Source organism: Nostoc sp. CALU 1950 (assembly GCF_051172895.1).
GTDB classification, from domain to species: domain Bacteria; phylum Cyanobacteriota; class Cyanobacteriia; order Cyanobacteriales; family Nostocaceae; genus Nostoc; species Nostoc edaphicum_A.
Window position 1 is genome coordinate 1 of record NZ_JBDNJQ010000037.1, and the last position, 20241, is coordinate 20241.

A 20241-nucleotide genomic window follows, 5' to 3' on the forward strand; every position below is an offset into this window, starting at 1 on the left:
TTCAGTAACTAATTAATCCTTCTCTGGCTTTTCATCACTTTTTCAGCAAGCCCTAATTAGAGAGGAACCATTATGGGATGTCGTATCCGCAAAATTTTTTCCGGGTTGCTGTTGTTGGGGACACTCGTATTAGGTGTTCTCCTGGGTTTGGGAGTGCTGAATCTTCCCAGTGCAGCAGCAGCCATCCGACAACTAGAAGAAGCACCGGGGCAAATGGTCTATCAGTCTCGCCAAACGCTCAAAGATCAGCATGGCAATGGTTGGCAGGCTGTAGCGTTCAAACGTATTCGTTCCAATGGGCAAACCAGTTTTGAGTTGCGATTGGTGGGATTTCCCGGAGGGGTTGAAATAGATCGCTCCCAACCCCTGATTTTAACCAACTCATTGGGCAAAACCCTAACCGCAACTGATGTTTCTAGCAACATCTTTACCGAAGCCGCCAAAGCTGAACCCAATGTCGGGCAATACAACCTTCAGCCGACGCTACCACAGTTACAGGCGGAAATTCCCCTAACGTTAACATTGCCAATTCTCAAGAGTGAAGCCATTAGACTATCTGTTCCAACATCCTTAGTTCAGGAATGGCAAACCGTTTCCAGTTACGAATAATGTTTCAAATTGAGTTAGAGAAAACAATGGCAGACTTATTTTCAGCCGAATGGATGCAGGCTTTTGGTAAACAATGGAACGCAGAACCTGAGCTAGCCGATGCCCTTGCCAACATTCATTTTAATTCCGCGATCGCTTATGGTTTTGTGGACGATCCAAACTCGATGGGCGTTCTTGTCGTTCAAGAAGGATGGGTAGTTTCTGCTGGAAGCTATGAGGGAGAAAAACTTAACTGGGATTTACGTGCCGATCACGACCACTGGCAACAGTGGAAAACCAAAGGGTTGAACATGATGGGATTGAGTATGGCGTACATAAGTAGAAAATTGCAATTTCGGGTGGGAAATTACACTGCCATGATTCAAGATCCTCGGATGGCAAAACCATTTATCAAATCGTTCTCAGTCATTGGAAAAGTATAAATTCATGAATAATCAGATATCACAACAGCAGTTAGATTCTATCGTTGCCACATCAACCCCATTCAAGGCAGTTTATGGCCCAGTTCAGTCTTGGCGATTTGGGCGATCGCTAGGGATTGATCCAATTGGTTCAGTATCTACGTGTTCATTTAACTGTGTATATTGTCAACTGGGTAAAATTGAGCATCAAAGTCTTCATCGACGGATCTTTGTCCCGACCCAAAAAATTCATCAAGAATTGCAATACTTTACGCCATCTGATATCGATTGTGTGACGTTAAGCGGTAGCGGAGAACCTACACTGGCATTAAATTTAGCAGAGATTTTAATCACTGCTAAAGCCTTTACCAATAAAACTATAGCGGTATTGACAAATGGAAGTTTGCTTCTCGATGCATCGGTTAGAGAAGCATTGGCGATCGCCGATCTGGTCGCTGTCAAACTTGATGCTGTCAGTATTCGACAGTTTCATCTCGTCAACCGATCGCTATCCGATCTCGACCTGATGCACCTTTGGGCAGGGATATTAGAATTTCGCCGGATCTATACCGGACGACTAGCGATTCAAACTATGCTACTAACCGAATGGAATGATCGAGAACAAGAAACATACATTTCTCAGATGCAGATGTTATGCCCAGATGAAATTCAGCTAAATACGCCAACCCGTCCCAAACCATTGACCCATCTTTTGGAGGCAAGAGGTAATCATCTCCTGGAAAATTCTGATTTAAGGCGATCGCTCAAATATGTTTCAGTTGATCTATTGCAGAGTTTTGCCAATCGTATCCAAAGCACACTAGGGATTCCAACCCGTTATCCAATTCATATTAGTCAATCTTGATACTCCCCTTAGCAAATAGGCGGATGGTGATTCTTAAGCAATCCAGAACCGGATTCTCAAAGGCGCTATCAACGCGCCCCTACCTCCTTCAACGCTCAAGACCTAACGCTACACAGCATTTAGAGAAAGCCGATATCAGAGTACGGGTTTTGGTTAACATAGAATTTCCACCTCCTTTGCAAATATTGTATGCCCAAGACTTGGAACATCAAGATAGATAACTATTTTCAAGCCAATCCCAATTGCATCATCGCCACTGCTCATGTAGACTCGTTCCCGACAGACCTACCGCTAGAGCCAAACATCAGGGAACCGAACCGCAAAAGCGCGACCTACAGACAAGTCTTCGACTCCCTGACAACCGAACCCGAAAAATTCTTCTCTCGTCATAGTGGAATCGTTCTGTCAGCTAATATTGCTAAACCTATCAAAAACAAAACTGAACTAGAACTGGAGATTTTAGAAGCTAACGAGGGAGGTAGTGATGGGATTATCAATGGTGGCCACACAGTATTAGGGTTTGAGCAAGCGAAAAATTATAACTACAATTTAAGTCAAGCCAGAGTAAAAGTTACCATCCACATTGGACTATCGGAAGACGAGGCTAAGGATATAGCCTTGGCCTCCAACACTACAACGCCAGTAGATTCTCGCTCCAAAGTCAACGCTAGGGGTGATTACAAATTCATCAAGCAGTACTTAGCCCAGTTAGAACAGAAAGAAGATAGAAAATTCCGCATCGCTTATTACCAAAACCAAAGCGGCGCTCCCAGAAATGCTCAATGTAATGTGAACCATTTGGTGAAGTTGATTAACTGCCTCGATAGAAATAGATACAACCCCGACGGCAATAAACGAACCAAACACCCAGCAGGTATGAGTCCTCCATCTAACATCACAGACACGGAAAGGGAAAGATTAACCGCATTACTGCCTCTCTTGACTCATGCTTTGTGGATAGAGCAAAGACTCTACGAAATAATCCAAGACTATATTAGCAATCCCAGAAGAAAGGGTTCCAACGACCTAGCATCAATAGATATACGTAAAACTACATTGTTGCCTGACAGCAAGTATTCATTTGGGTTTGGTGCGCCAACTGACTTAGCACTACCGATAATCGCATCATATCGGGTATTTTTGGACAAAGACTATAAATGGATTCTGCCGTTTAACGAATTCGCCGAAGATTTCCTCCAACACTTGTGGAATAACTACTTCCGCAAATACTTGGTGTCAGAGAAAACAGCAGGAAATACAGTCGGTACAAAAATCAGCCGCAATCAAGAGATTTGGGAAAGTTTGTACATTTCGGCGCAGAGTTATCTAAATCAGCACTTGGTGAAAATGGTCAACTCTAGTAAGCAAGAAGAAGAATTGAAGGTGACACAAGGTGCAAACAAGAGGGAAAAAAGGAAAAGGGGGGAACTCAACGCGACTACTGCCCCCAAATAGCTTTTTCTCGAACAGGGTATAAGGTGTACGGCAAAGACTATTAGTCCCCATACCCTACCCAACTTTTCTAGTTAAGTCAGGAACTCTCAAAATAACTTGAGTAACGCCATAATTAATTCTCAACAAGTTAAATTTAATGACAAAAACTGGCATAAGTATAACTTTGGGATGGAGGTGTAGTAAGCGCTCACTGGATACCGTTATGGATGATTACGTTCTAAATTGAATTCAACTATTGCAATCTCAGGTTGATATTTTAGCTGTTGAAATCAGGAAAATTAATTCAGTGATTTGATTTATACTTTTAGGTTCGTCTAAATATCAAAAAAGTTTTGTCGTATGTCCAGCCTGAGTCCAGACATGGTTCGTATCTATTTGCAAGAGATTGGTCGTTATCCAATGCTAACCGCAGACCAAGAAATTGCTTATGGGAGGCAGGTACAGCAAATCATGGCAATTGAGCAAAGAAAAAATGAACTCACCCAACAACTAGCTAGGGAGCCAACAATGGTCGAATTAGCTGTTGATGTTGACAAAAGTGAATTGGAAATAGCTCAAATACAAAATCTTGGGCAACGAGCCAAACAAAAAATGGTGACAGCAAACTTGCGTCTGGTGGTTTCGATTGCCAAAAAATATACTAATCGCAATCTGGAATTCCTAGATTTGCTGCAAGAAGGGGCAATAGGTTTACAAAGGGGTGTAGAAAAATTTGACCCCAATCGCGGCTATAAGCTTTCCACCTACGTATACTGGTGGATTACGCAGTCAATCACACGGGCAATTGCAGAGAAATCCCGTACTGTACGCTTGCCAATTCATATTACCGAACAACTGAATAAAATCAAGAAGGTACAGCGAGAATTATTTCAGACACTGGGTCGTCCAGCCAGTGTTGTAGAAATTGCTGAAACTTTAGACTTACAACCAAGTCAGATTAGGGATTTTCTCAGCAGTTCAAAGCAGCCAATTTCTCTAGATGTAAAGATTGGAGATAACCAAGACACAGAACTTAGCCAACTTTTACCAGATGAGGGCATATCTCCAGACGAACATATCACCAAAGAACTTTTGCGCCAAGACATTAATAGTTTATTAGAATCACTCAAACCGACGCAACGTGAAGTATTAATTTTGCGTTTTGGTTTAGAGAACGATCAAGAACTAACTTTAGCTCAAATTGGAGAGAAATTGAATGTCAGTAGAGAACGAGTTCGCCAAATTCAGCAGCAAGCAATCACTGTTCTACGTCGTCAAAAAACTGAAATTCAGCAGTATTTAGTTTCGTGAGAAGTACTTATTGATGATATTTTCGGGACTAATTAGCAAAAAAAGAAGTCAGGAGGTAGGGTTACAAGTTTAGGTGTAGGGAAAGACAGAAAGTCTTACTACACCCCACACCTTCTGATTTTGTCAGATACCGTGAAAAGTTAGATTGAACAAGAGGCTCAATATTTTTGAAAGGTTCAATTAAATATCTATGCCCTTGCACCTTAATTGAGGGCAAAGGACTGGGAATTCCAACAAATAAATTACTCAATTTTGTGGGGTGGATATATTGCACGCTTATTAATCAGGGCAGGCAAGATACCCACCCTACAATATATATCAATACTTCAGGCAGAATTAAGCAGTCTAGCTAATTACAGTGTCTTCGTCAGATATGCCCTTTTATTTAACAGTTTACCCACACCCCAGATAATCAATGCAGTAGTTGTCCCAGCCTCGGGAATTGATACTGGAGGTTGGGAAGGAATTTTTGCAACTTGCCATGAAGTTAAAACTGTACCATCACAATCAGCTGCTGATCCTCCTCTTCCTGAATTAGAACTGTAATACAGCCTCACATCAGAACCTACTACACAAGAAAAATCAAAGAACTTGCTTGCAAATAAATCTAGTTGATTATTACTTAAGTTATAAGTAAAACTTTCAAGATCAGCGAGTTCATAGGCAAATTTTCTTTGTCCATAGAAGAAAGGTTCCGATTCAAAAGTAAAATTTGTCAGTTCACCTAGTGTCAAGATTAAATCATTGTCAGAATCTTCTCCACTAAATGCACCAAAATAGTTACGTAGAAAAGTCAAATTACCATCAGTTTCTACTTCCCGCGCTGAAATTGAAAATGTTGCAGCTAAAGTTGGGTTTGCTTTCATGACACCTAAACTAAGTACAGCACAAGCTGTACTGACTGCAAATCGTTTGAAAATGTTATTAATCATGAAGCCCTCAGTATATTGACATAAATTATGTTTAATTTTACTTTATTTTAAAATATAAACTTCATCCATCTTGAGAACTGGAGTTTTTCAAGAAGATATATTAGTTTAAATAAGTGGGTGTAGCTGAGAACGAAACACGGATGCTCAAAGTCGAATCCGATCGTTGGAATCAAAGTAGCTCAATATTGAGGGAAGAAGCATTAAAAGCAAATCATGCTCGTACCTGCGAGCGTTTAATGACACTGTACGAGATATGTAAAGGAAAAAGTGCGACAAAGGTAGGCACAGACACAGGACGTAATCCCCAGACAGTAAGTGATTCCGGCAGAGATCATTGAAGCAGGAATCACGCGACTTTCAGTCGTGTGAGGTTCAATATTGTCTTGCATAGGTTATTCAACAAATTTTAGTTTTGATTACTATCGCAGCCGTCAAATTTGTATTTAATTGGTGAATTTTGGAGTAATTTTTCAATTCCCAAACGGATTAGTTCTGGTGGAACTCCGTCTAATTTCAATTCGCTTTGGATAAACTCATCAATGGAATTGGCTTTCGTTTTTTCCAAAAGTGCCAACATCTGTTGAGCTTGGGTTGTTGGTGTGCAAGACTCCTTAGTTTCAGCTTGAGAGGTTTGCTTATTACTTGGTGCAGAGTCAATAAAGTTTTTGGTATCCCGGTCATAACCAGAGAAATTCTTTAACAGAGGCATTGGTATCCATTCATTGATGCCGCCGTAATAAACTGCTCGACCAACTGGTGATTGTGCAGCAATCTCCATTACTTGGGTTGAGGTAATTTTGCGATCGCTGGGGATGAGTTGAGTGGCAATCATGGCGTTGTAAGCTGGGACGTTATCAGGATGAACCAACGCTACAGACGTTAACTGCGATCGCAGTCCGCCAGAAATGCCCAAGTCATCAGTGTGAGGGTTTTGTACGACAATCCAGAAATGCCAACCGGAACTATCACCGCAAGAACAGTAAGAGATGATTTTGTCTTTGAGCCAGCCAATTTCACCCTTGGTATTTTTAAATTTGGAACAAACAGCCGTACCTTCATCTAAAATAATCAGCTTGGAGCCAGAGATATTTTGAAATTCGGTAAAGCATTCTTTGACCCATTTGACAGCTTCGACCGGGGACATTTCTAGGATTTTAGCCCGTTTAAAAGTATCAACACGACCTTTGAAATAACCGGTTTCTTTCTCGTCACCTTTGGGGTCAATATAAAAGATGTGTATGCCAGGATGCAGTCGCTTAATAGCATCGATTGCATTGCTAATGGTGATACCCTTGCCAGAACCAGGGACACCAACCCACAGCATATTGGTAACTTTCTTAGCAATATGCCCAATTAGGTCATACTGCACTTGGGGTTTAGTGGTGTAGATGGAGATATCGGTATTAGTTAAGCGATGAGAGGCTTCTGCTCCCAAGAATTCACTATTTAACAAAGGGTAAGCTTCATTAGAGTGAATCTGTTGGGCTGAAGTTTGGGTTGTTTGTGGGACAGGAGTTGGTAGTTTTGCAAACCTTGCCTCTGGAATACCTAAATTCTGAGGTTTGGTTGCTTCTTGAATAGCCGTAACTTGCTGATAGTTTACTCTGGGGTCAACACTTACTTGCGCCAAATGACCGAATAGCTGTTCAGGGGTAGGGAAATAGCCTTTAAGTTGAATAAACCAATCGAGCAGCCAACGGTAAGCATAAAATCTTTTCCCAGGTTCAACGGCATTCAGGTATTCACAGACAACATGAGAACATTGTTTGAGCATGGCGAATTCGTATTTCTCCATTGGCTCTAAGTGCAGCATTAAATCAGCAAGTTCATTGAAGTTAGCAAAGTATTCGTCTCTGGCAGCACTATCACCCATTGCCGAAAGGAAACTAAAGAAGTCGCCACGGATAAAGGGAATCGGTGCAAATTGATGAGTATCGTTTAAGTCCTGAACAATTGACCATAGATAACCAACACCAGCTACGACTGCACCGATGGGAGCAAGTGGAGAAGTGGCATAACAAACAGCACCAGTCGCCGCCGTTGCTAAAGTAATAAACTTCGCCAGATTCATGCCATTACGCTCATCTTTGGCGCGGACTAATAACTGATCTTGACGCTCTTGTAACCAAGAGGCGGTATTCCCAGCTTCCAAATACTCAATGCTGGGGTAATCGTCACGTAAAAGTGCCGTTTCTTTGGTTCCTAGCATTGGCATTTGTTGCTGCATGTGAATTCCTCTTACTTAGTTATTTTCCAAATGTTGTAACCAATCTCGCCTGCCATCATTGAGGCTACATTGTAAGCAAAACAAGCCAGGATTAAACCTGGATTAGTGTAGCGGAAGGGATTACGACCAACGAAGGTAGTAGTCAGATCCAAAACCCAGAAAAATAGTGCGATCGCTCCCCCTGTATGACGTTCTTTCATGCCAGCAGCTTTGTAATCGCCCCACAATGCCACTGTCAGGTCGATATTCCCATTTGGTTTACTGCCGAGTGTGTATTGTTTTGATTCCTCAAACTCGTTCTTGGCCTGTTGTGGGTCTTTACCACGCAATGTCCGAGCTTCCATCACTTGGACAAGTGCAGAGATACCGAAGCTAATCCAAAACAAGGGATTAAATAGGAGTTGTAACCAACCAAACCAACCAATCCATTCTGTTTCAAACCAGGGAAAAATCGGTTTTCCCTGAAATAAAACCTGCCAGATGCTATCAGTAGAAAGGAGTGTGCCAATCCAGAAACCAATTGCACCAACAAGCTTGTATCCGGGTGTGCCTGGGGTAACAAATTGGGCAATGATATGTGAGATAAAGATGACTGGCAGTGAGATTAATGCCACAATCCACCGAGCTAATAATTCTAAGTAGTCACTCCCTCCTTTTTTCGGCTCTTTTTGTGGTGATGATTCTGGTTTTGGTTGGGAATTAGATTTGTTTGGAGTGAGATATTTCATAAATCAATTGGATGAATCTTTAAATATCGGCGAATTCTTACAAGCATTTTTGAATCGATATTTCCATTTCCATTGCCTCTGTTCAATTCGCCCAATACAAAAACCCGTTGAGTCATACACAAAAACTGTCTCATCTTCTAAATAACCTGTAGTGTCAGGTCTAGGGTTACGTTTTTTGGAGTCTAGATAGTTCCTGATTCGTAATTTACTGAATGAGGGCGTAACTCCAAGAGAGTTAATTTTGTCGGCGGTCGCTGCCCTTTGCTCGGCTTTAATGCGTTCTAGTTCTTCAGACTCACGAATCGTAATGCCACTGTTGTAAGTTTTGAATTGGGCTGGCAGTTGCGATAACCAAGGACTTGCAATTAACCCCATGCCCAATAATCCCAACATCGCTTGCTTCTGATATTTCATTGTTGAAGCCCGTCGATACTTTGTGTTGTCTGGGGTGGCGGTGCATTAGCAACACGAATATAAACAGATAGCCCAATACAAATTAGAAAAAAAATAATTGAGAATCCAAAAAGATTCTGCTCGAAGAACTTGCGCCATTTTAAGCTGGAGATTGGAATTTCTCGCTCAACAAAGAGCGTGTCAAATTTTTCAGATCCTGAATTGTCGCAGGTCGTTTCGACTTTTTTTCTGATGTCGGCACTCCTAATTCGTCTAAAAATGCTTTCGGGTCAAAACCAACAGTTGCAGCAGTAGTGAGGGTTTGAACTTGTTGCTTAATTTCATCCCCAGTCTTTAACCCGTACTCTTGGGTAATTTGTTGCCTGATTTCGGGATTCTTGGCCAACTGATAAATAAACGCTATTTCATCAAAACCTTGCTCTGTCCGTCGCTGTAATGAACGAGCATCAAGTTCACTGGTGATTTCATCGAACAATTCTTGCTCAAACTCATGAACTGCCAGCGCTTGAGCAACAGTTTTACCTGCCACAATGTCCAAGAATGCTTTAAACGTTTCCCGGCTGACTCCAGCAAGATGTAATTGTTCACTCACACTTTCTATGGCTTGAGTCTGTATATTTGCCAAATTGCTCTCACCTTCTAACAGCTTCGACTTGTCGAGGGTTGTTTGTGCTAAACTGAACAACTTTTCCAAGCGATCGCTAATATCCACAGGAAATTCTTGGGCGTTTGGATCAACAGCTGGATCTGACTGAGCCAGTTGTTCTAACCCAGCAATGATTTGCTCTGGCTTGTAGTTAGCACTCAATAATTCAAATAATTCTGCACGAGTAAATATGCTATCCGACATGATGTGTTTCTCCTAAACTGTGTGATGTAAATCCTAATTGCTCTTGTTCAAACTGGGCACGGGTGTACTCGACTTTATTTGCTTCAACAATTGCTTCGACAAGAGCCTTTTTGTCAATCCCTTGAGTGATATCTCCAAACAATTCACCAATCTTTGCTATCACCCACACTTGATAAGATGTGATCGGTGCAGCACGGAGATTTTTCTCTTGGGCTAATGCCTGCATCCTTAAAAGTATTAATCTATACTCTGGAATCAAAGAAGCGACTTTTGCCCATCGTTCCAATGTCCGGGGACAAATACCTAAAATTTTTACCGCTTTCGCTTTTGACATTGGTAAAACTAAGGGATTTACCCCTGATTGGCTTTGTTTTTGATTAAAAAGTTGTTTTCTCCATCCTGATTCCATGAACTTAGTCAAATCCGTATCAATAGCCTCAAAAAGATAGTCAATATCCGTAGCATCTAAGTGTCAATATGGATATCAATATGGATGTCCATATTGATATCAATAATCAGCGTCTATTGACTGTCTATTGACCTTGCTCTTTTATAATAAAAAACCGCGCCAAGCGGTTCAAGCTACTAAGTTGACAACTTTGTTGACAACTTTGTTGATAACTTAGTTGATAACTTAGAAATTTTCAGTGCAATATTTACCAAGCTCCTTCGGAGCGAAAACTCTTACCTTCTTTCAACCATTTATTATGATGTATTGCGGCTAAAGCTTTTACTCTCGAAGATGGTTGACGATGAGTTCTAGACGATTTTTTGCAGGCATAAGCTGTCATTGTTCTGGCTCTAATATTTAAATATCCTGATGCCTCTTCAAAACTTAATCCCCAAATTTCACAAAAAACTAATGGGTCAAGTTCTTTGATTTCTTCAGTTTGTGCGTTCATACTTTAGCTCAAAAGTTAAGTTTTGGGGTAACTGCCATTTCTGGCAGAAGCGATCGCCTTCTTTGTCCGGTGGCGATCGCTTTAATTTATGCTTGGCTCTTTTATATCAACTGGGCAAATAATTTCCCGTATGGTCATTTTGAAGCCTGACTTTGTTTAAGCAACACCGAACGCAAGTACCGCCGACACTCCCACTCTCCCCTATAAATCAGAATTCGCAGCGCCTGTATTTCCTGGATTGGAGAAACACAGATTTCAGCAATCGCAGCAATCAAATTCTGTTGCTGATGCACGTAATCTTGATGCTGCTGCTCTAGCACAGCAATCTTGGAGTTTAGTTGTTGTATCTGCCGTAATGCTTGCGTCAGGGACGATTCTTTGTTTCGAGAGCGATTCTCTAGAGTTAACGTCATTTTCTTACCCTTCTAAATTTAGATTATTTGTGTTTACTGTTGAGTCATCTGCTTCATATCATCGATTGCATCCAAGACTTCCCCCAAAATATTGAAAGCATCGTTTAAAACCACGTCATTCAATGTAGAAAAGTATTCGGAGGATTCGATATTGCGATAATCTTGACTACTGCTAATAAGCCGCAGTGTATATTGACACCCTTGCAATATGGCTTGAATTTCTGAAGTAGTTAGCTTAATTTCCATTGGTGTGTTTTAACGTTGAAAAACTGAATCAATTTCGCTGTTATCAATAGCATTTTTGGCATGGCGAACAGCTTGCGTATGATTGTCAAAAGTTTGAGTTGAAGGTGATGCCCAAGTTGTTTTTAACAGACCTGTTTTTCCCACATGAACATCCACAGCGCCATCTGATAACTCGGCAGTCTCAATTTTGTAGCCGCCATGTTTGGTTTTGTACTCTTTCATTGCCGTTAACTCACCTAAAATTTATCTCGTTGAATACTGAGGCTTGCTCCGACTAAAGAACTGCCTAAGAAGGCGGAAAAACTTACCAGCATTGCACCCAGGCAGATATTTTTTTGCTGCTGCCACCCAGAGATGATGATGTTAGGGTTATTAGTCTCGATAATCTCCAGCCCCCAACACCCCATTGCTCCTACTCCTAAAAACCCAGTTAAAAGCAGAGAGGCGATTGCAGTTCTTTCTATGGTGCGGTCAATGAATACTTTGGGGTTAAATCTTTTTCGAGTCCGACGAAGAACTAATTTATTACGAGTGTTTGAAGGCAAAGATGATTGATGAGTTACTTTATGGGTTTTCATTTTGCTTCGTCTAACTCCACAAAAAATCCTGCACCTGTATTCGTAATCTTTACCCTTCTTTGATTGACCAAGGTTTGAATCACACTAAGACTAAAATTTATGGTGCATAACCGAGCGCTGCCACCGCAACGACTTAGGTACTGAAGGCATAACTGGGAATGGTCTTTTGGGACTGGGTTAGCTTTTTTAGGCATGGTGTCTTTCCTGTTGTGGTTTGTGGGGGTCAAAGCGCTGGGTGAAAAAAAATAGCCAAGCAGTATTAATGCTTGACTAAAGTGTTTTTGAATTTAAAAGGTGAATTTCAGTTATTAGAAATTATCAAGATCGTCAAATTGATTTGTTGCAGAGTGCTTGTACGCTTTGGCTTTATTCATTTGATGATTAGAAGCTTTAATTACTGGGATTGCAGCTTCCTTAACAGAATCCTTTGCTTGTTGAAATAGAAATTGTGTCGTCCCTTGTGCATCTTCTTCTTTTGGGTCAATTTGTCCCCATAGTGAGCAAGTTAATTCTAAAGATTCGTAGTCACCTAAATTGAACTTACGTGTGTAAGTTACAGCAATAGTCTTGATTTCCATAATTTACCCAAACAATTTTTCAAAATGAAGTGTAGCTTTTTAGCATCTCTTAGAAAGTGACGCTTATAAAATTACAAATGTCGCCAGAAGTTCTTACTGATAGTCTTGAGACTGACAGTTTCTGGTTCAGATTTCGGCAATTCTTTGGACTGAACAGCTACAGGTTCATTCACCAGTAAAGAATTGAGCAGTTCTTGTTGATAGTCAACATCTACAACTGTTCGGTACACCCTGTAAGGATATATCTGCATTCCTAATGGTGTTGGGACAATTTTCAGATACTCGTTAAGGGCAAGTATGTAGCTATCACTAAAGTTCCTGTTTGCAACAGCCTGACGTATAGCATTTAATAGTTGTATCGCTCGTCTGATATCTGAAATACTGCGTTCGCCATCCATTTGTGGCTGACTTTCTCTGTATCCCTTAGATTTTTTTTCGGCTACCAGATTGTAAAATTTAGCAACCGCTCTTTGATAACTTCCTAATGTGTGGACTTTGGTTTGTGCCTGATAACCAACACGTCCCCATTGGACTATTAAGTTGCTGCCTTCAGCTTTTGCGCTCCAGAACTTGTTGCTGTTGTTAACAGCGTCAACAAAAACAAGATATGTTTCCATAGTTTTAATCTTTGAATAGTGAACAGATGAATATCTGAAAAATGGATATTCACCCGTAATGAGTTATTCAATTGTTAACAATCGGGTAATTAGCCTAGCAATTCTTTCCTTTGAGCAATGCGAAGCACTCCTGTTATGTTCAAGAGTGCTTCGCCAATATTATCAATTCATGTTCCTGAATCGTGGAGTCCGCAAACCCACAGGCTGTTGAGTGATTGGACTAGAGGCAGCCCTTGCCGAGCCAGCCCAAGATTGCATTCGCTCTACAGATGCAGCATCCTGAATAGCCAAAGGTGTGATATTCTCGCAGCATTGCATCAGATCCCCTAGCGTTACCTGCTGCGGTCGTCCCTCATCAAATGCCAGCAGTGCCGCTTCTGCTGCTAGAGTTTCTAATTCTGCGCCTGAAAACTTCGCGGTGTTTGCGGCGATCGCTTCCAGATATTCAGATTCCACTACAATGCCAAATCGCTCCAGATGAATCTTGAGGATTTGACAGCGCTCCGGTTCGGTTGGTAGATCGACGAAAAAATTTTCATCAAAGCGTCCCTTCCTCTTGAGTTCACTTGGTAGTGCTGACGGGTCGTTGCAGGTAGCTACAACAAACACGCCAGCCGTACACTCACTCATAAATGTGAGCAGATTTCCCAAAATACGCTGGGAAACACCCGTTGTGTCGCCGCTACCAGACAAAGCTTTTTCTATTTCGTCTATCCATAAAACGCAGGGTGCAATCACTTCGGCTGTTTTCAAGGCACGGCGAACATTACCTTCAGATTCACCAACTAGAGAACCAAGGAGGGACGCAATATCAAGTTGGAGTAGTGGTAAATTGAGTATGGTTGCAATGTTTTTGGCGCAAATCGACTTACCTGTTCCGGGAGGCCCCGCCAACAATACGCCTTTGGGTTGCGGCAGATGCAGCTTACGTGCTTCTTGAGTGAACAGTCGTCGCCGACGAGTCAGCCATTCGCGCAGTAAATCAAGTCCGCCAAAGGGGATTGTAGCAGGTTTGCCCAACTCAATTCCCATCTGAGCCAGCAGCCGAGTTTTGTACTCGACTATTAGAGGCGTAACTGTGGCATCAATCAAAATGCCAGCGTTGCTCAAACGCTCTTTGACGGTTAGCCGCAAGAAATCGCTGACTTCCTCTAGCGTCAGTCCCAGCGCTGCCCGTGCAAAGGTTTCTTTTTCTTCATAACTCAGGGACACTTGAAATGTGACATCCTGCTCAGTAGCAGATTCTTCAAGAAAAACCAGATATGACTCGAAGTGGTCTTGAATTTGGCCAATGTTCGGTAGTGGCACTTCACAGTAGGGGATGAGCCTTAACAAAGAATCGTGTAGTTCGATGTTTTGACCCAGCAGCACGATCCGTTTTTCTGTAGGTTTGAGTCGGTGGTAAAGGTTTTTCACTCTGGTCAAGATTTCCCAACTCATCTGTGGGGAATTCTTGCCAAGAAATGGGTGTATGTCCCCCAGAATAAACACGCCAACGCCATCAAAGTTATTGATATAGTCGAATACGAACAGCAACGGATCTGTATGAGCAGGTCTTTTGTACTCTGGCACTGACTTAAACACCAGCCCACCATCCGGTGCAATCAGGCATTGCTCCAGGCTGGATACTCCCAAGTTCCAAAAGAAAACTGGACTGTTGAGTTTTTCTTTAGCTTCGGTAGTCAACCACTGAATGATAGTTGCCTCATCGGGGGACAGGACATCAACTGCGGCGATCGGGATTTGGGAATCGAGCGTGGAGAGCAGATTTGAGAGGTTCATGTCAATTATTTCAATTACTTCATTTGTGAAATGGCGAAGCCTTTATGATCAGCAGTTACCAGCCGAGTTAAGACTGGTAACTGATGACTGATTACTGGTGCAACCGTGTTTGACTGCTTAGGGTAGTCCGAAGTTGTTGGGTTTGAGCTTCATTTTTAAATGTGCGATCGCTCTCGCTCACAACTCCCAAAGCGGATTCAAACGGTTGCGTAGCTGATAAACAACTCAAGCCCTCAAAGCCTTCAGCCTCCACTCGAACTTCACCTGTAGCATTGTCGAAATGAATCAGTATTGAACGTTCCATATTTATCTCCTCACGTACTGTTGAACTTCCTGATGTCCGGCAAAAGTTAGGCGTAGGGTTTGCACATTTCCATTAGTTGATTCAGCGATCGCACATTCACCAAATTTTTCTTGCAACTCGGCAGCTTTGACACGAACTAAATGCTTACCATAAGCCAGCATTAGTTTATTACTGAAAAAGTCTTTGCCCAACTTCGGAACTGTCTCGTAGCTGTCGTGTATTACCTCGTACACGCCGCTTGACTGATTCCATTTAAATCCGATATCTGCACGGGCTTTTATGGTACGACCAGAAACTATAATTTCAGCACTTTGTCCTTGAGAGCCACCGTAGTATCCTTTTAGTGATTGTGCTGTTTCATGTACTTGCGGATTGAGCTTCAAATCTTGCAAAGCTTGTACCAGACATTCACGGTTGGTAAGCTTGGTTTTAACGGTTGAGAAGTGTGACATGAGAATCTTGTTCCTGTAGTGGTAGAAGTGCGGTATTCTTTGTGAGGTGTATATCCATTTTTCGTTTAAGGTACTTAGTCTTGGGCGAATGCACCCGCCCAAGACTGTTTTTTACCGGAACTTAAACGACATCACGGTAGCTTTCGATAAGCCCACGTCGTCAGTCGCAAGTGATTGTAGATTGCGTTGTTCATCTAACAACTTGGCGCGAATCTCTTGCATCTTTTGCTGCAATTGACTGCGCGTATCAGAACCGAGATTCTTGGACTCAATCGCTGGATCGTTAACGATAGAATCTAAGTGCGCCATCATCGCCTCCAAGCTACTGCCAGCCTCCGGGTCAGCATTCGCTAGTAGTACCTGAACCTTCATCAGATGGCGTTGCATCTTCTTTTTAAACTGGATTGGCTTGCGTCCTGGCTCCCAGTCGCTTAATTCTTCAAGCAATTGGGCGGCAAGTTGTTCACCACCTGCCAAGGCTGATTCCCGTAGCCTTTGCTCCAGATTTTGGTCATACTGTTGGATGAACTTGGTAATCTGGTCTAGACATTCGGCTTGTTGCTGGTTCAGTTGTTCGGACAATGCCGGGATAATCACCGGGCGACCAATGACGACTTGCAAATAGTCTTCGAGATCGATCAGAGTCGGAAATGCTCTTAGCAAGTTGGCTTTGACTGACTCTTGCTTATCCTGTGCTAATTCCCAGGTGTTAAGTGAGAGGAACTGATCAATCCGCTCTTGATAATCAAGAAGTCCCGCTTCGTAATCAGCTTTTAATTGATTGCGTAAACCAGGGGCGATATTATCTCTAATATTGATTAACTGATTCCACACAAGTGGAGCTAAATCAATCGGACAAACCCAATCACCAGTATCAGCAGACATCCACTCTTGAACCGAAGCAATTTCTTGCCTTAATTGGGCGGCAGCTTCATCGAGCTTCTTAAATACTTTGATACCCCGCAAACCGACTTCGGAATTTGTAACTTTCACAAGGTCTGATTCAATTTCAGAAACCTCAGATTTTAGTACATCGGCCCATTTAGGCGCGGCAGATTTTGTACTTTTCTTTAGTTGAATACGAAAGCGGATGCGAGTTTTATTTAATTGCGAGAAATTGTGGCGTTCGACTACTGCATCAGTTAGGAAATTTGCAGCAATAGGGTTGTCGATTACTTGTACCATGATTATTTACCTCAATCACTATTTTCACTCTCGATTAAGCGAAGCTTTCTTTGTGACTATTTGAATGTCTTTAGTAGCTCTATAGATTACTTTTTTAGAGCTTTTTTGTAGTCGAACAGGTCTTTTGATGACTGGTGGTTTATGTATGGACATGGCTTAAAATAGCTGAAGTTGCTGTGAATTATCCTGTACCACAGGCTTTTGATAAACCATGCCTTCGACTTCATAACACCGAGTCATAAGTTTGTTTCGATTTAGTCGAAAGCTGGCTTTTTTTCTTTGATTTGGCAGAGGTACAAATAAATACTGTGGATGTTGGATAGTACCTTCATCGCCCAAATATCGACAATGTGTACCATTAATTTGGTAAACTTTTGATGAGCTTAATAGTGTCGCGTCATACACTTTAATCAAATTTCTTTCCATCTGATTAGTATTGAAGTAGAGTGTGCGATAATCTTTTGTGGAATCGATTTTTCTCTCCAGTCAAACTGATTAAATCTGACTGGAGAGTTTTTCACGCATAATCTGATTCAATTTTTCCTTTGATTCATCTGACAGAGCATTAAAATCAAACTCTTCAGAGTTCAAAACTTCATCAAGACTTGTTGACTCATCGATAATATTGGCAATCAAACAAGATTCATCATCGTAGTTCCAGCCATTTGCTAGAAGCCACGGCAGAATTCCCTTAGATTGCAATAGTTTCTCAATGTCGAACGAGTCAGAAAACTGCTGTAAGTTTTCGAGGTTAGGGGAAACGATTGTTGTAGTCATTTGTTGCTATTGGTAATAGTAAATACACAGCAAAAAGAGGGGAGGAGGGTTAAAGGGATTCATGAATTAAACCATCTGTAGAATAGTAAGGTTTAACCTTTCCTCTTTCCCCCTTTCCCCTTCTTCATTAGCTGTAGACAAGACTTGAGAACTGATTGAAGAAGAATTCAGCTATTCTGAATCCAGGAGTCAGAATGAATGAGTGGGGGATTCAGACCCACCACTCGCACAGAATTCAATTCTGAATTCTGGCTCCTGACTCCTGAATTCTGTTCGTTAAATATGCTTCCCTACTTGAAGGTAAATAGGGAAGCATAAAGATGAACGCAATTGCTGCAATCACCTCAACAAGTATTTGGCTATTAAGAAGGCACATCTTCCCAGTAACCAACTTCATCATCATAATTTGCTTGCATAGACTGCAATTTGTTGACGAAGTTAGCAAATTCTTCGTTAGTTAGTAACTGCCTTCCTTTTTTTCCATAGTTGTCCATGAGAAACTGTTTGCCCTTTTCCTCTTTCCAACCTAAAGCTTCAATCAATCGTTGCGACTCCATCATCAATTGATTGCGATCTAGTGCATGAGACGTATGCTTTGGTAAGTTATTGTTAGGCAATCCTTTTTTCCACCAATCGCAGATGGAATTATGCACAAGGGCAATTTCTTGAGCTATTGGTTTCTTGCCAATACAATAACTTTCCCAGTCGGGCACAGTGGGCTTTTCGTATCCGGTACATACACAGGCGTTGGAAGTTTGCCCCCCTTTCTCACGTTTCTCTGTTTTCAATATGGGACAAAATACCCACATTGAATGCCAAAGTAAATTCTTCGGTTGGTGATGTTTGCCTTGAAAACTTGCATAAGCTTGTTCGCAGGTTTCACGGAATGCCATTAGTTGTTGATCAAATGACACTTGAAATACTCCCCAAGCAGTTATTTGTACTGGTGCAATATGAAGAGGTTGATTTTGAGAATCGACGAAAATCACCATATACCGCCTACCGAATTTGTAGGCGTTCTTGTCCAAACCATCACTGCTACGCCAAACTCCAATCACCTTTCTATCGTTTCCGTATAGCAGAGGCGATCGCCCAATCACAAGTATTCGTGGTTGTCTATAGAGAGCGCCAGGAATGCCTATCTTTTCGTCGTTTTCGTCCAGCTTGTTAGTAAGAACTTTATACTCTTTCCCACCTTCTAGTTCTTTATTTTCGTACCATCCTGCTAATTGTTGATTTTCGTAAGCAATCCAAATGCCTGCGGGTGAAGGAATACTTTTGGCTGCTGGGGTCTTTTCGTATGCCTTATGTTCAGCAGAATCAAAGTCAAAAGCTGTCATAGTAGCTGCCTTTTTTTAATATTATTTTTCGCCAAAAATAAGCGAAGCTTTAATCCTGGGTGGCGAATGGCACTGATTTTAAAACAGTGGTGGAAGAGAATTCTCTTCCACCATTTCACTTACGCCGCTACCAACTCCCGACGAACTTGCGGCAGTTCAATCGGAGCAGTTGCCCTGGATAGAACCTCTACAGCCTCTCTGACGCTCCAATACTGGACTCCATCGCCACACCGCCAATAGTAAGTTTTAGGGTCATTTTCCCAGACTTCATCACCGTTTCTGACCTTGAAGAGTATGCCCAAGAACTCACTATCTAGATATACATTGTAAGCCGTCTGGAGGTCAGTCTTGCCAACATAAGTTAGTCGATAGCCGTCTACTGGCATACACAAGTCTTCTGCACGAGTGCCGCGATAGGAGCAGTTTCCGCAGCCGTGACCATCACAATCTGGGCAGATAGCAGCAGGCATATTCCACTTCGGCAGTGTAAAATCCCATTCAGCCGGTGGGGTTAATATTCGAGCCTTGTGGGAAATATAACAACCAGCGTGACCGATTACTTTATCAGAATGGTATTGGACGCTCAACAATAGCCAATCACAATCACCTAACAAGCCTATTTTCTCAGCAGCTTGTTTTAATTCCTCATCTTCCTGGTGATTGCGCTCTACTGGAGCAGAAAGACTCGCTTTTACCTCTGCTACTGCACGTTTGAAACACTCTTTGTGGTATCGAGCATAGCCGTGGATCATTTTTACCCAGACGATATCATCCGAGTTTATCCAGATAGTGACCACATCTTCGGGCTTGCACTCTTTTGAGTAGTCCGACTGATTGACGATGGTTGCAATGATTTCGCGATCGCGTGTGGTTAGCGGATCTTTTGTTGGCGTAGGGGTTGAAGTCTGTGTAATCATTAGAAAATACCTCTTAAATGGGTAAAAAGGCGATTGCTCACCGTGCAAAGTCTGCGATCGCCTTTTGTTTTGCGTAAACAACGTTGTGGTTTACCGCAACGCTCTCAAATTGCTTTGGCGTAGCCTCATGTTTCTGAATTTCAGTTATTTTCTAGCAAGAATTCACAGCACAAGGCTCTAGAGAAGGTATTGAGTGGTTGCCCTAATTGCAGGATGAGTGGATTTATTGAGTGATTTTGAGTATCTCCCCCAGCCGACTTTACCTGGCGTACCTTGTGCTATACGACGGGAGGTTCTTGTTTCTCAAATCTATGTTTTGTGTTGATCAAATCTGGGTTTGTGGTGAGCGATTCTATATTTAGCTGGGAGGCAACCACTC

The 20241-nt window shown here is 42.0% G+C and carries 29 protein-coding genes; 7 read left to right on the forward strand and 22 right to left on the reverse strand.

The window, feature by feature from the left end; genetic code table 11:
- Window positions 1-72 precede the first annotated feature (72 nt).
- From ABF638_RS12710 to ABF638_RS12730, 5 genes are all read left to right on the forward strand, one after another.
- Window positions 73-609 carry a DUF3122 domain-containing protein gene (locus ABF638_RS12710; RefSeq protein WP_435023055.1) on the forward strand — a complete coding sequence of 179 codons (537 nt, stop codon included), beginning with the start codon at window positions 73-75 and terminating at the stop codon, window positions 607-609.
- A 26-nt stretch (window positions 610-635) separates the two neighbouring features.
- The gene (locus ABF638_RS12715) at window positions 636-1031 is read left to right on the forward strand and encodes a hypothetical protein (RefSeq protein ID WP_435023056.1); all 396 of its coding nucleotides are present in this window, start codon (window positions 636-638) and stop codon (window positions 1029-1031) included.
- Between the two features lie 40 nt (window positions 1032-1071).
- On the forward strand, window positions 1072-1875 hold the full coding sequence (locus ABF638_RS12720; RefSeq protein WP_435023094.1) for a radical SAM protein: 804 nt from the start codon (window positions 1072-1074) through the stop codon (window positions 1873-1875).
- Between the two features lie 189 nt (window positions 1876-2064).
- Window positions 2065-3330: an AIPR family protein gene (locus ABF638_RS12725; protein ID WP_435023057.1), complete on the forward strand. Its 1266-nt coding sequence runs from the start codon at window positions 2065-2067 to the stop codon at window positions 3328-3330.
- A gap of 339 nt (window positions 3331-3669) precedes the next feature.
- Window positions 3670-4620 (forward strand): RpoD/SigA family RNA polymerase sigma factor, encoded by a 951-nt coding sequence (locus ABF638_RS12730; RefSeq protein WP_094344145.1) that lies wholly within the window; start codon window positions 3670-3672, stop codon window positions 4618-4620.
- A gap of 353 nt (window positions 4621-4973) precedes the next feature.
- Here ABF638_RS12730 and ABF638_RS12735 read toward each other — a convergent pair whose 3' ends face one another.
- Window positions 4974-5552 carry a hypothetical protein gene (locus ABF638_RS12735; protein ID WP_435023058.1) on the reverse strand — a complete coding sequence of 193 codons (579 nt, stop codon included), beginning with the start codon at window positions 5550-5552 and terminating at the stop codon, window positions 4974-4976.
- 140 nt (window positions 5553-5692) lie between these two features.
- On the opposite strand from ABF638_RS12735, the gene ABF638_RS12740 reads away from it, so the two are divergent.
- Window positions 5693-5890 (forward strand): hypothetical protein, encoded by a 198-nt coding sequence (locus ABF638_RS12740; protein WP_435023059.1) that lies wholly within the window; start codon window positions 5693-5695, stop codon window positions 5888-5890.
- 68 nt (window positions 5891-5958) lie between these two features.
- Here ABF638_RS12740 and ABF638_RS12745 read toward each other — a convergent pair whose 3' ends face one another.
- The 6 genes from ABF638_RS12745 to ABF638_RS12770 all read right to left on the reverse strand — a co-directional run bounded on the left by ABF638_RS12745 (window position 5959) and on the right by ABF638_RS12770 (window position 10673).
- Window positions 5959-7779, reverse strand: coding sequence for a hypothetical protein (locus ABF638_RS12745; RefSeq protein ID WP_435023060.1), 1821 nt, complete (start codon window positions 7777-7779; stop codon window positions 5959-5961).
- An 11-nt stretch (window positions 7780-7790) separates the two neighbouring features.
- Entirely contained in the window at window positions 7791-8507 is a 717-nt protein-coding gene (locus ABF638_RS12750) for a hypothetical protein (RefSeq protein ID WP_335091274.1), read from the reverse strand.
- Between the two features lie 3 nt (window positions 8508-8510).
- Window positions 8511-8921, reverse strand: coding sequence for a hypothetical protein (locus ABF638_RS12755; protein ID WP_190971568.1), 411 nt, complete (start codon window positions 8919-8921; stop codon window positions 8511-8513).
- Between the two features lie 139 nt (window positions 8922-9060).
- Window positions 9061-9771, reverse strand: coding sequence for a hypothetical protein (locus tag ABF638_RS12760; protein ID WP_435023061.1), 711 nt, complete (start codon window positions 9769-9771; stop codon window positions 9061-9063).
- Complete coding sequence (locus ABF638_RS12765; RefSeq protein WP_435023062.1) at window positions 9761-10180, reverse strand: hypothetical protein; 420 nt, start codon at window positions 10178-10180, stop codon at window positions 9761-9763. The genes ABF638_RS12760 and ABF638_RS12765 overlap by 11 nt, the downstream gene beginning before the upstream one ends.
- A 247-nt stretch (window positions 10181-10427) precedes the next feature.
- Window positions 10428-10673 (reverse strand): hypothetical protein, encoded by a 246-nt coding sequence (locus ABF638_RS12770; protein ID WP_163938182.1) that lies wholly within the window; start codon window positions 10671-10673, stop codon window positions 10428-10430.
- Between ABF638_RS12770 and ABF638_RS12775 the strand changes: the two genes are divergently transcribed.
- Entirely contained in the window at window positions 10662-10823 is a 162-nt protein-coding gene (locus tag ABF638_RS12775; RefSeq protein ID WP_435023063.1) for a hypothetical protein, read from the forward strand. The genes ABF638_RS12770 and ABF638_RS12775 overlap by 12 nt on opposite strands.
- Here the strand turns inward: ABF638_RS12775 and ABF638_RS12780 are convergent.
- From ABF638_RS12780 to ABF638_RS12850, 15 genes are all read right to left on the reverse strand, one after another.
- Complete coding sequence (locus tag ABF638_RS12780; RefSeq protein WP_435023064.1) at window positions 10808-11086, reverse strand: hypothetical protein; 279 nt, start codon at window positions 11084-11086, stop codon at window positions 10808-10810. The two genes, ABF638_RS12775 and ABF638_RS12780, sit on opposite strands and share 16 nt — an antisense overlap.
- Window positions 11087-11119: 33 nt before the next feature.
- The gene (locus ABF638_RS12785; RefSeq protein ID WP_375511442.1) at window positions 11120-11332 is read right to left on the reverse strand and encodes a hypothetical protein; all 213 of its coding nucleotides are present in this window, start codon (window positions 11330-11332) and stop codon (window positions 11120-11122) included.
- 9 nt (window positions 11333-11341) lie between these two features.
- Window positions 11342-11554 carry a hypothetical protein gene (locus tag ABF638_RS12790; RefSeq protein WP_435023065.1) on the reverse strand — a complete coding sequence of 71 codons (213 nt, stop codon included), beginning with the start codon at window positions 11552-11554 and terminating at the stop codon, window positions 11342-11344.
- Between the two features lie 14 nt (window positions 11555-11568).
- On the reverse strand, window positions 11569-11910 hold the full coding sequence (locus ABF638_RS12795; RefSeq protein ID WP_435023066.1) for a hypothetical protein: 342 nt from the start codon (window positions 11908-11910) through the stop codon (window positions 11569-11571).
- Window positions 11907-12104: a hypothetical protein gene (locus ABF638_RS12800; protein WP_435023067.1), complete on the reverse strand. Its 198-nt coding sequence runs from the start codon at window positions 12102-12104 to the stop codon at window positions 11907-11909. Before ABF638_RS12800 ends, ABF638_RS12795 begins: the two co-directional genes overlap by 4 nt.
- A gap of 114 nt (window positions 12105-12218) precedes the next feature.
- On the reverse strand, window positions 12219-12488 hold the full coding sequence (locus ABF638_RS12805) for a hypothetical protein (RefSeq protein WP_194144377.1): 270 nt from the start codon (window positions 12486-12488) through the stop codon (window positions 12219-12221).
- A gap of 71 nt (window positions 12489-12559) precedes the next feature.
- A complete protein-coding gene (locus ABF638_RS12810; RefSeq protein WP_435023068.1) occupies window positions 12560-13105 on the reverse strand; it encodes a WGR domain-containing protein in 546 nt (181 codons plus the stop codon).
- A gap of 162 nt (window positions 13106-13267) precedes the next feature.
- Complete coding sequence (locus ABF638_RS12815; protein ID WP_435023069.1) at window positions 13268-14887, reverse strand: AAA family ATPase; 1620 nt, start codon at window positions 14885-14887, stop codon at window positions 13268-13270.
- Between the two features lie 91 nt (window positions 14888-14978).
- Window positions 14979-15191 carry a DUF2997 domain-containing protein gene (locus ABF638_RS12820; protein ID WP_190938217.1) on the reverse strand — a complete coding sequence of 71 codons (213 nt, stop codon included), beginning with the start codon at window positions 15189-15191 and terminating at the stop codon, window positions 14979-14981.
- A gap of 2 nt (window positions 15192-15193) precedes the next feature.
- Window positions 15194-15643, reverse strand: a complete 450-nt coding sequence (locus tag ABF638_RS12825; protein WP_435023070.1) for a DUF1257 domain-containing protein — start codon at window positions 15641-15643, stop codon at window positions 15194-15196.
- A 111-nt stretch (window positions 15644-15754) separates the two neighbouring features.
- Window positions 15755-16828 (reverse strand): hypothetical protein, encoded by a 1074-nt coding sequence (locus ABF638_RS12830; protein ID WP_435023071.1) that lies wholly within the window; start codon window positions 16826-16828, stop codon window positions 15755-15757.
- Window positions 16829-16984: 156 nt separating this feature from the next.
- The gene (locus tag ABF638_RS12835; RefSeq protein ID WP_435023072.1) at window positions 16985-17254 is read right to left on the reverse strand and encodes a hypothetical protein; all 270 of its coding nucleotides are present in this window, start codon (window positions 17252-17254) and stop codon (window positions 16985-16987) included.
- Window positions 17255-17323: 69 nt separating this feature from the next.
- On the reverse strand, window positions 17324-17605 hold the full coding sequence (locus ABF638_RS12840; RefSeq protein WP_435023073.1) for a hypothetical protein: 282 nt from the start codon (window positions 17603-17605) through the stop codon (window positions 17324-17326).
- A gap of 362 nt (window positions 17606-17967) precedes the next feature.
- Window positions 17968-18945, reverse strand: a complete 978-nt coding sequence (locus tag ABF638_RS12845; protein ID WP_435023074.1) for a DUF5895 domain-containing protein — start codon at window positions 18943-18945, stop codon at window positions 17968-17970.
- A gap of 119 nt (window positions 18946-19064) precedes the next feature.
- Window positions 19065-19862: a hypothetical protein gene (locus tag ABF638_RS12850; RefSeq protein WP_435023075.1), complete on the reverse strand. Its 798-nt coding sequence runs from the start codon at window positions 19860-19862 to the stop codon at window positions 19065-19067.
- Between the last annotated feature and the right edge of the window lie 379 nt (window positions 19863-20241).

Excerpts from the sequence above, each read along its gene's own strand:
- ABF638_RS12740 (WP_435023059.1), top strand. The coding sequence starts at position 5,693 with ATGCTCAAAGTCGAATCCGATCGTTGGAATCAAAGTAGCTCAATATTG.
- ABF638_RS12825 (WP_435023070.1), bottom strand. The coding sequence starts at position 15,643 with ATGTCACACTTCTCAACCGTTAAAACCAAGCTTACCAACCGTGAATGT.
- ABF638_RS12810 (WP_435023068.1), bottom strand. The coding sequence starts at position 13,105 with ATGGAAACATATCTTGTTTTTGTTGACGCTGTTAACAACAGCAACAAG.
- ABF638_RS12735 (WP_435023058.1), bottom strand. The coding sequence starts at position 5,552 with ATGATTAATAACATTTTCAAACGATTTGCAGTCAGTACAGCTTGTGCT.
- ABF638_RS12785 (WP_375511442.1), bottom strand. The coding sequence starts at position 11,332 with ATGGAAATTAAGCTAACTACTTCAGAAATTCAAGCCATATTGCAAGGG.
- ABF638_RS12835 (WP_435023072.1), bottom strand. The coding sequence starts at position 17,254 with ATGGAAAGAAATTTGATTAAAGTGTATGACGCGACACTATTAAGCTCA.
- ABF638_RS12850 (WP_435023075.1), bottom strand. The coding sequence starts at position 19,862 with ATGATTACACAGACTTCAACCCCTACGCCAACAAAAGATCCGCTAACC.
- ABF638_RS12710 (WP_435023055.1), top strand. The coding sequence starts at position 73 with ATGGGATGTCGTATCCGCAAAATTTTTTCCGGGTTGCTGTTGTTGGGG.
- ABF638_RS12790 (WP_435023065.1), bottom strand. The coding sequence starts at position 11,554 with ATGAAAGAGTACAAAACCAAACATGGCGGCTACAAAATTGAGACTGCC.
- ABF638_RS12780 (WP_435023064.1), bottom strand. The coding sequence starts at position 11,086 with ATGACGTTAACTCTAGAGAATCGCTCTCGAAACAAAGAATCGTCCCTG.
- ABF638_RS12820 (WP_190938217.1), bottom strand. The coding sequence starts at position 15,191 with ATGGAACGTTCAATACTGATTCATTTCGACAATGCTACAGGTGAAGTT.
- ABF638_RS12760 (WP_435023061.1), bottom strand. The coding sequence starts at position 9,771 with ATGTCGGATAGCATATTTACTCGTGCAGAATTATTTGAATTATTGAGT.
- ABF638_RS12765 (WP_435023062.1), bottom strand. The coding sequence starts at position 10,180 with ATGGAATCAGGATGGAGAAAACAACTTTTTAATCAAAAACAAAGCCAA.
- ABF638_RS12805 (WP_194144377.1), bottom strand. The coding sequence starts at position 12,488 with ATGGAAATCAAGACTATTGCTGTAACTTACACACGTAAGTTCAATTTA.
- ABF638_RS12800 (WP_435023067.1), bottom strand. The coding sequence starts at position 12,104 with ATGCCTAAAAAAGCTAACCCAGTCCCAAAAGACCATTCCCAGTTATGC.
- ABF638_RS12815 (WP_435023069.1), bottom strand. The coding sequence starts at position 14,887 with ATGAACCTCTCAAATCTGCTCTCCACGCTCGATTCCCAAATCCCGATC.
- ABF638_RS12830 (WP_435023071.1), bottom strand. The coding sequence starts at position 16,828 with ATGGTACAAGTAATCGACAACCCTATTGCTGCAAATTTCCTAACTGAT.
- ABF638_RS12725 (WP_435023057.1), top strand. The coding sequence starts at position 2,065 with ATGCCCAAGACTTGGAACATCAAGATAGATAACTATTTTCAAGCCAAT.
- ABF638_RS12795 (WP_435023066.1), bottom strand. The coding sequence starts at position 11,910 with ATGAAAACCCATAAAGTAACTCATCAATCATCTTTGCCTTCAAACACT.
- ABF638_RS12730 (WP_094344145.1), top strand. The coding sequence starts at position 3,670 with ATGTCCAGCCTGAGTCCAGACATGGTTCGTATCTATTTGCAAGAGATT.
- ABF638_RS12715 (WP_435023056.1), top strand. The coding sequence starts at position 636 with ATGGCAGACTTATTTTCAGCCGAATGGATGCAGGCTTTTGGTAAACAA.
- ABF638_RS12755 (WP_190971568.1), bottom strand. The coding sequence starts at position 8,921 with ATGAAATATCAGAAGCAAGCGATGTTGGGATTATTGGGCATGGGGTTA.
- ABF638_RS12770 (WP_163938182.1), bottom strand. The coding sequence starts at position 10,673 with ATGAACGCACAAACTGAAGAAATCAAAGAACTTGACCCATTAGTTTTT.
- ABF638_RS12845 (WP_435023074.1), bottom strand. The coding sequence starts at position 18,945 with ATGACAGCTTTTGACTTTGATTCTGCTGAACATAAGGCATACGAAAAG.
- ABF638_RS12840 (WP_435023073.1), bottom strand. The coding sequence starts at position 17,605 with ATGACTACAACAATCGTTTCCCCTAACCTCGAAAACTTACAGCAGTTT.
- ABF638_RS12750 (WP_335091274.1), bottom strand. The coding sequence starts at position 8,507 with ATGAAATATCTCACTCCAAACAAATCTAATTCCCAACCAAAACCAGAA.
- ABF638_RS12745 (WP_435023060.1), bottom strand. The coding sequence starts at position 7,779 with ATGCAGCAACAAATGCCAATGCTAGGAACCAAAGAAACGGCACTTTTA.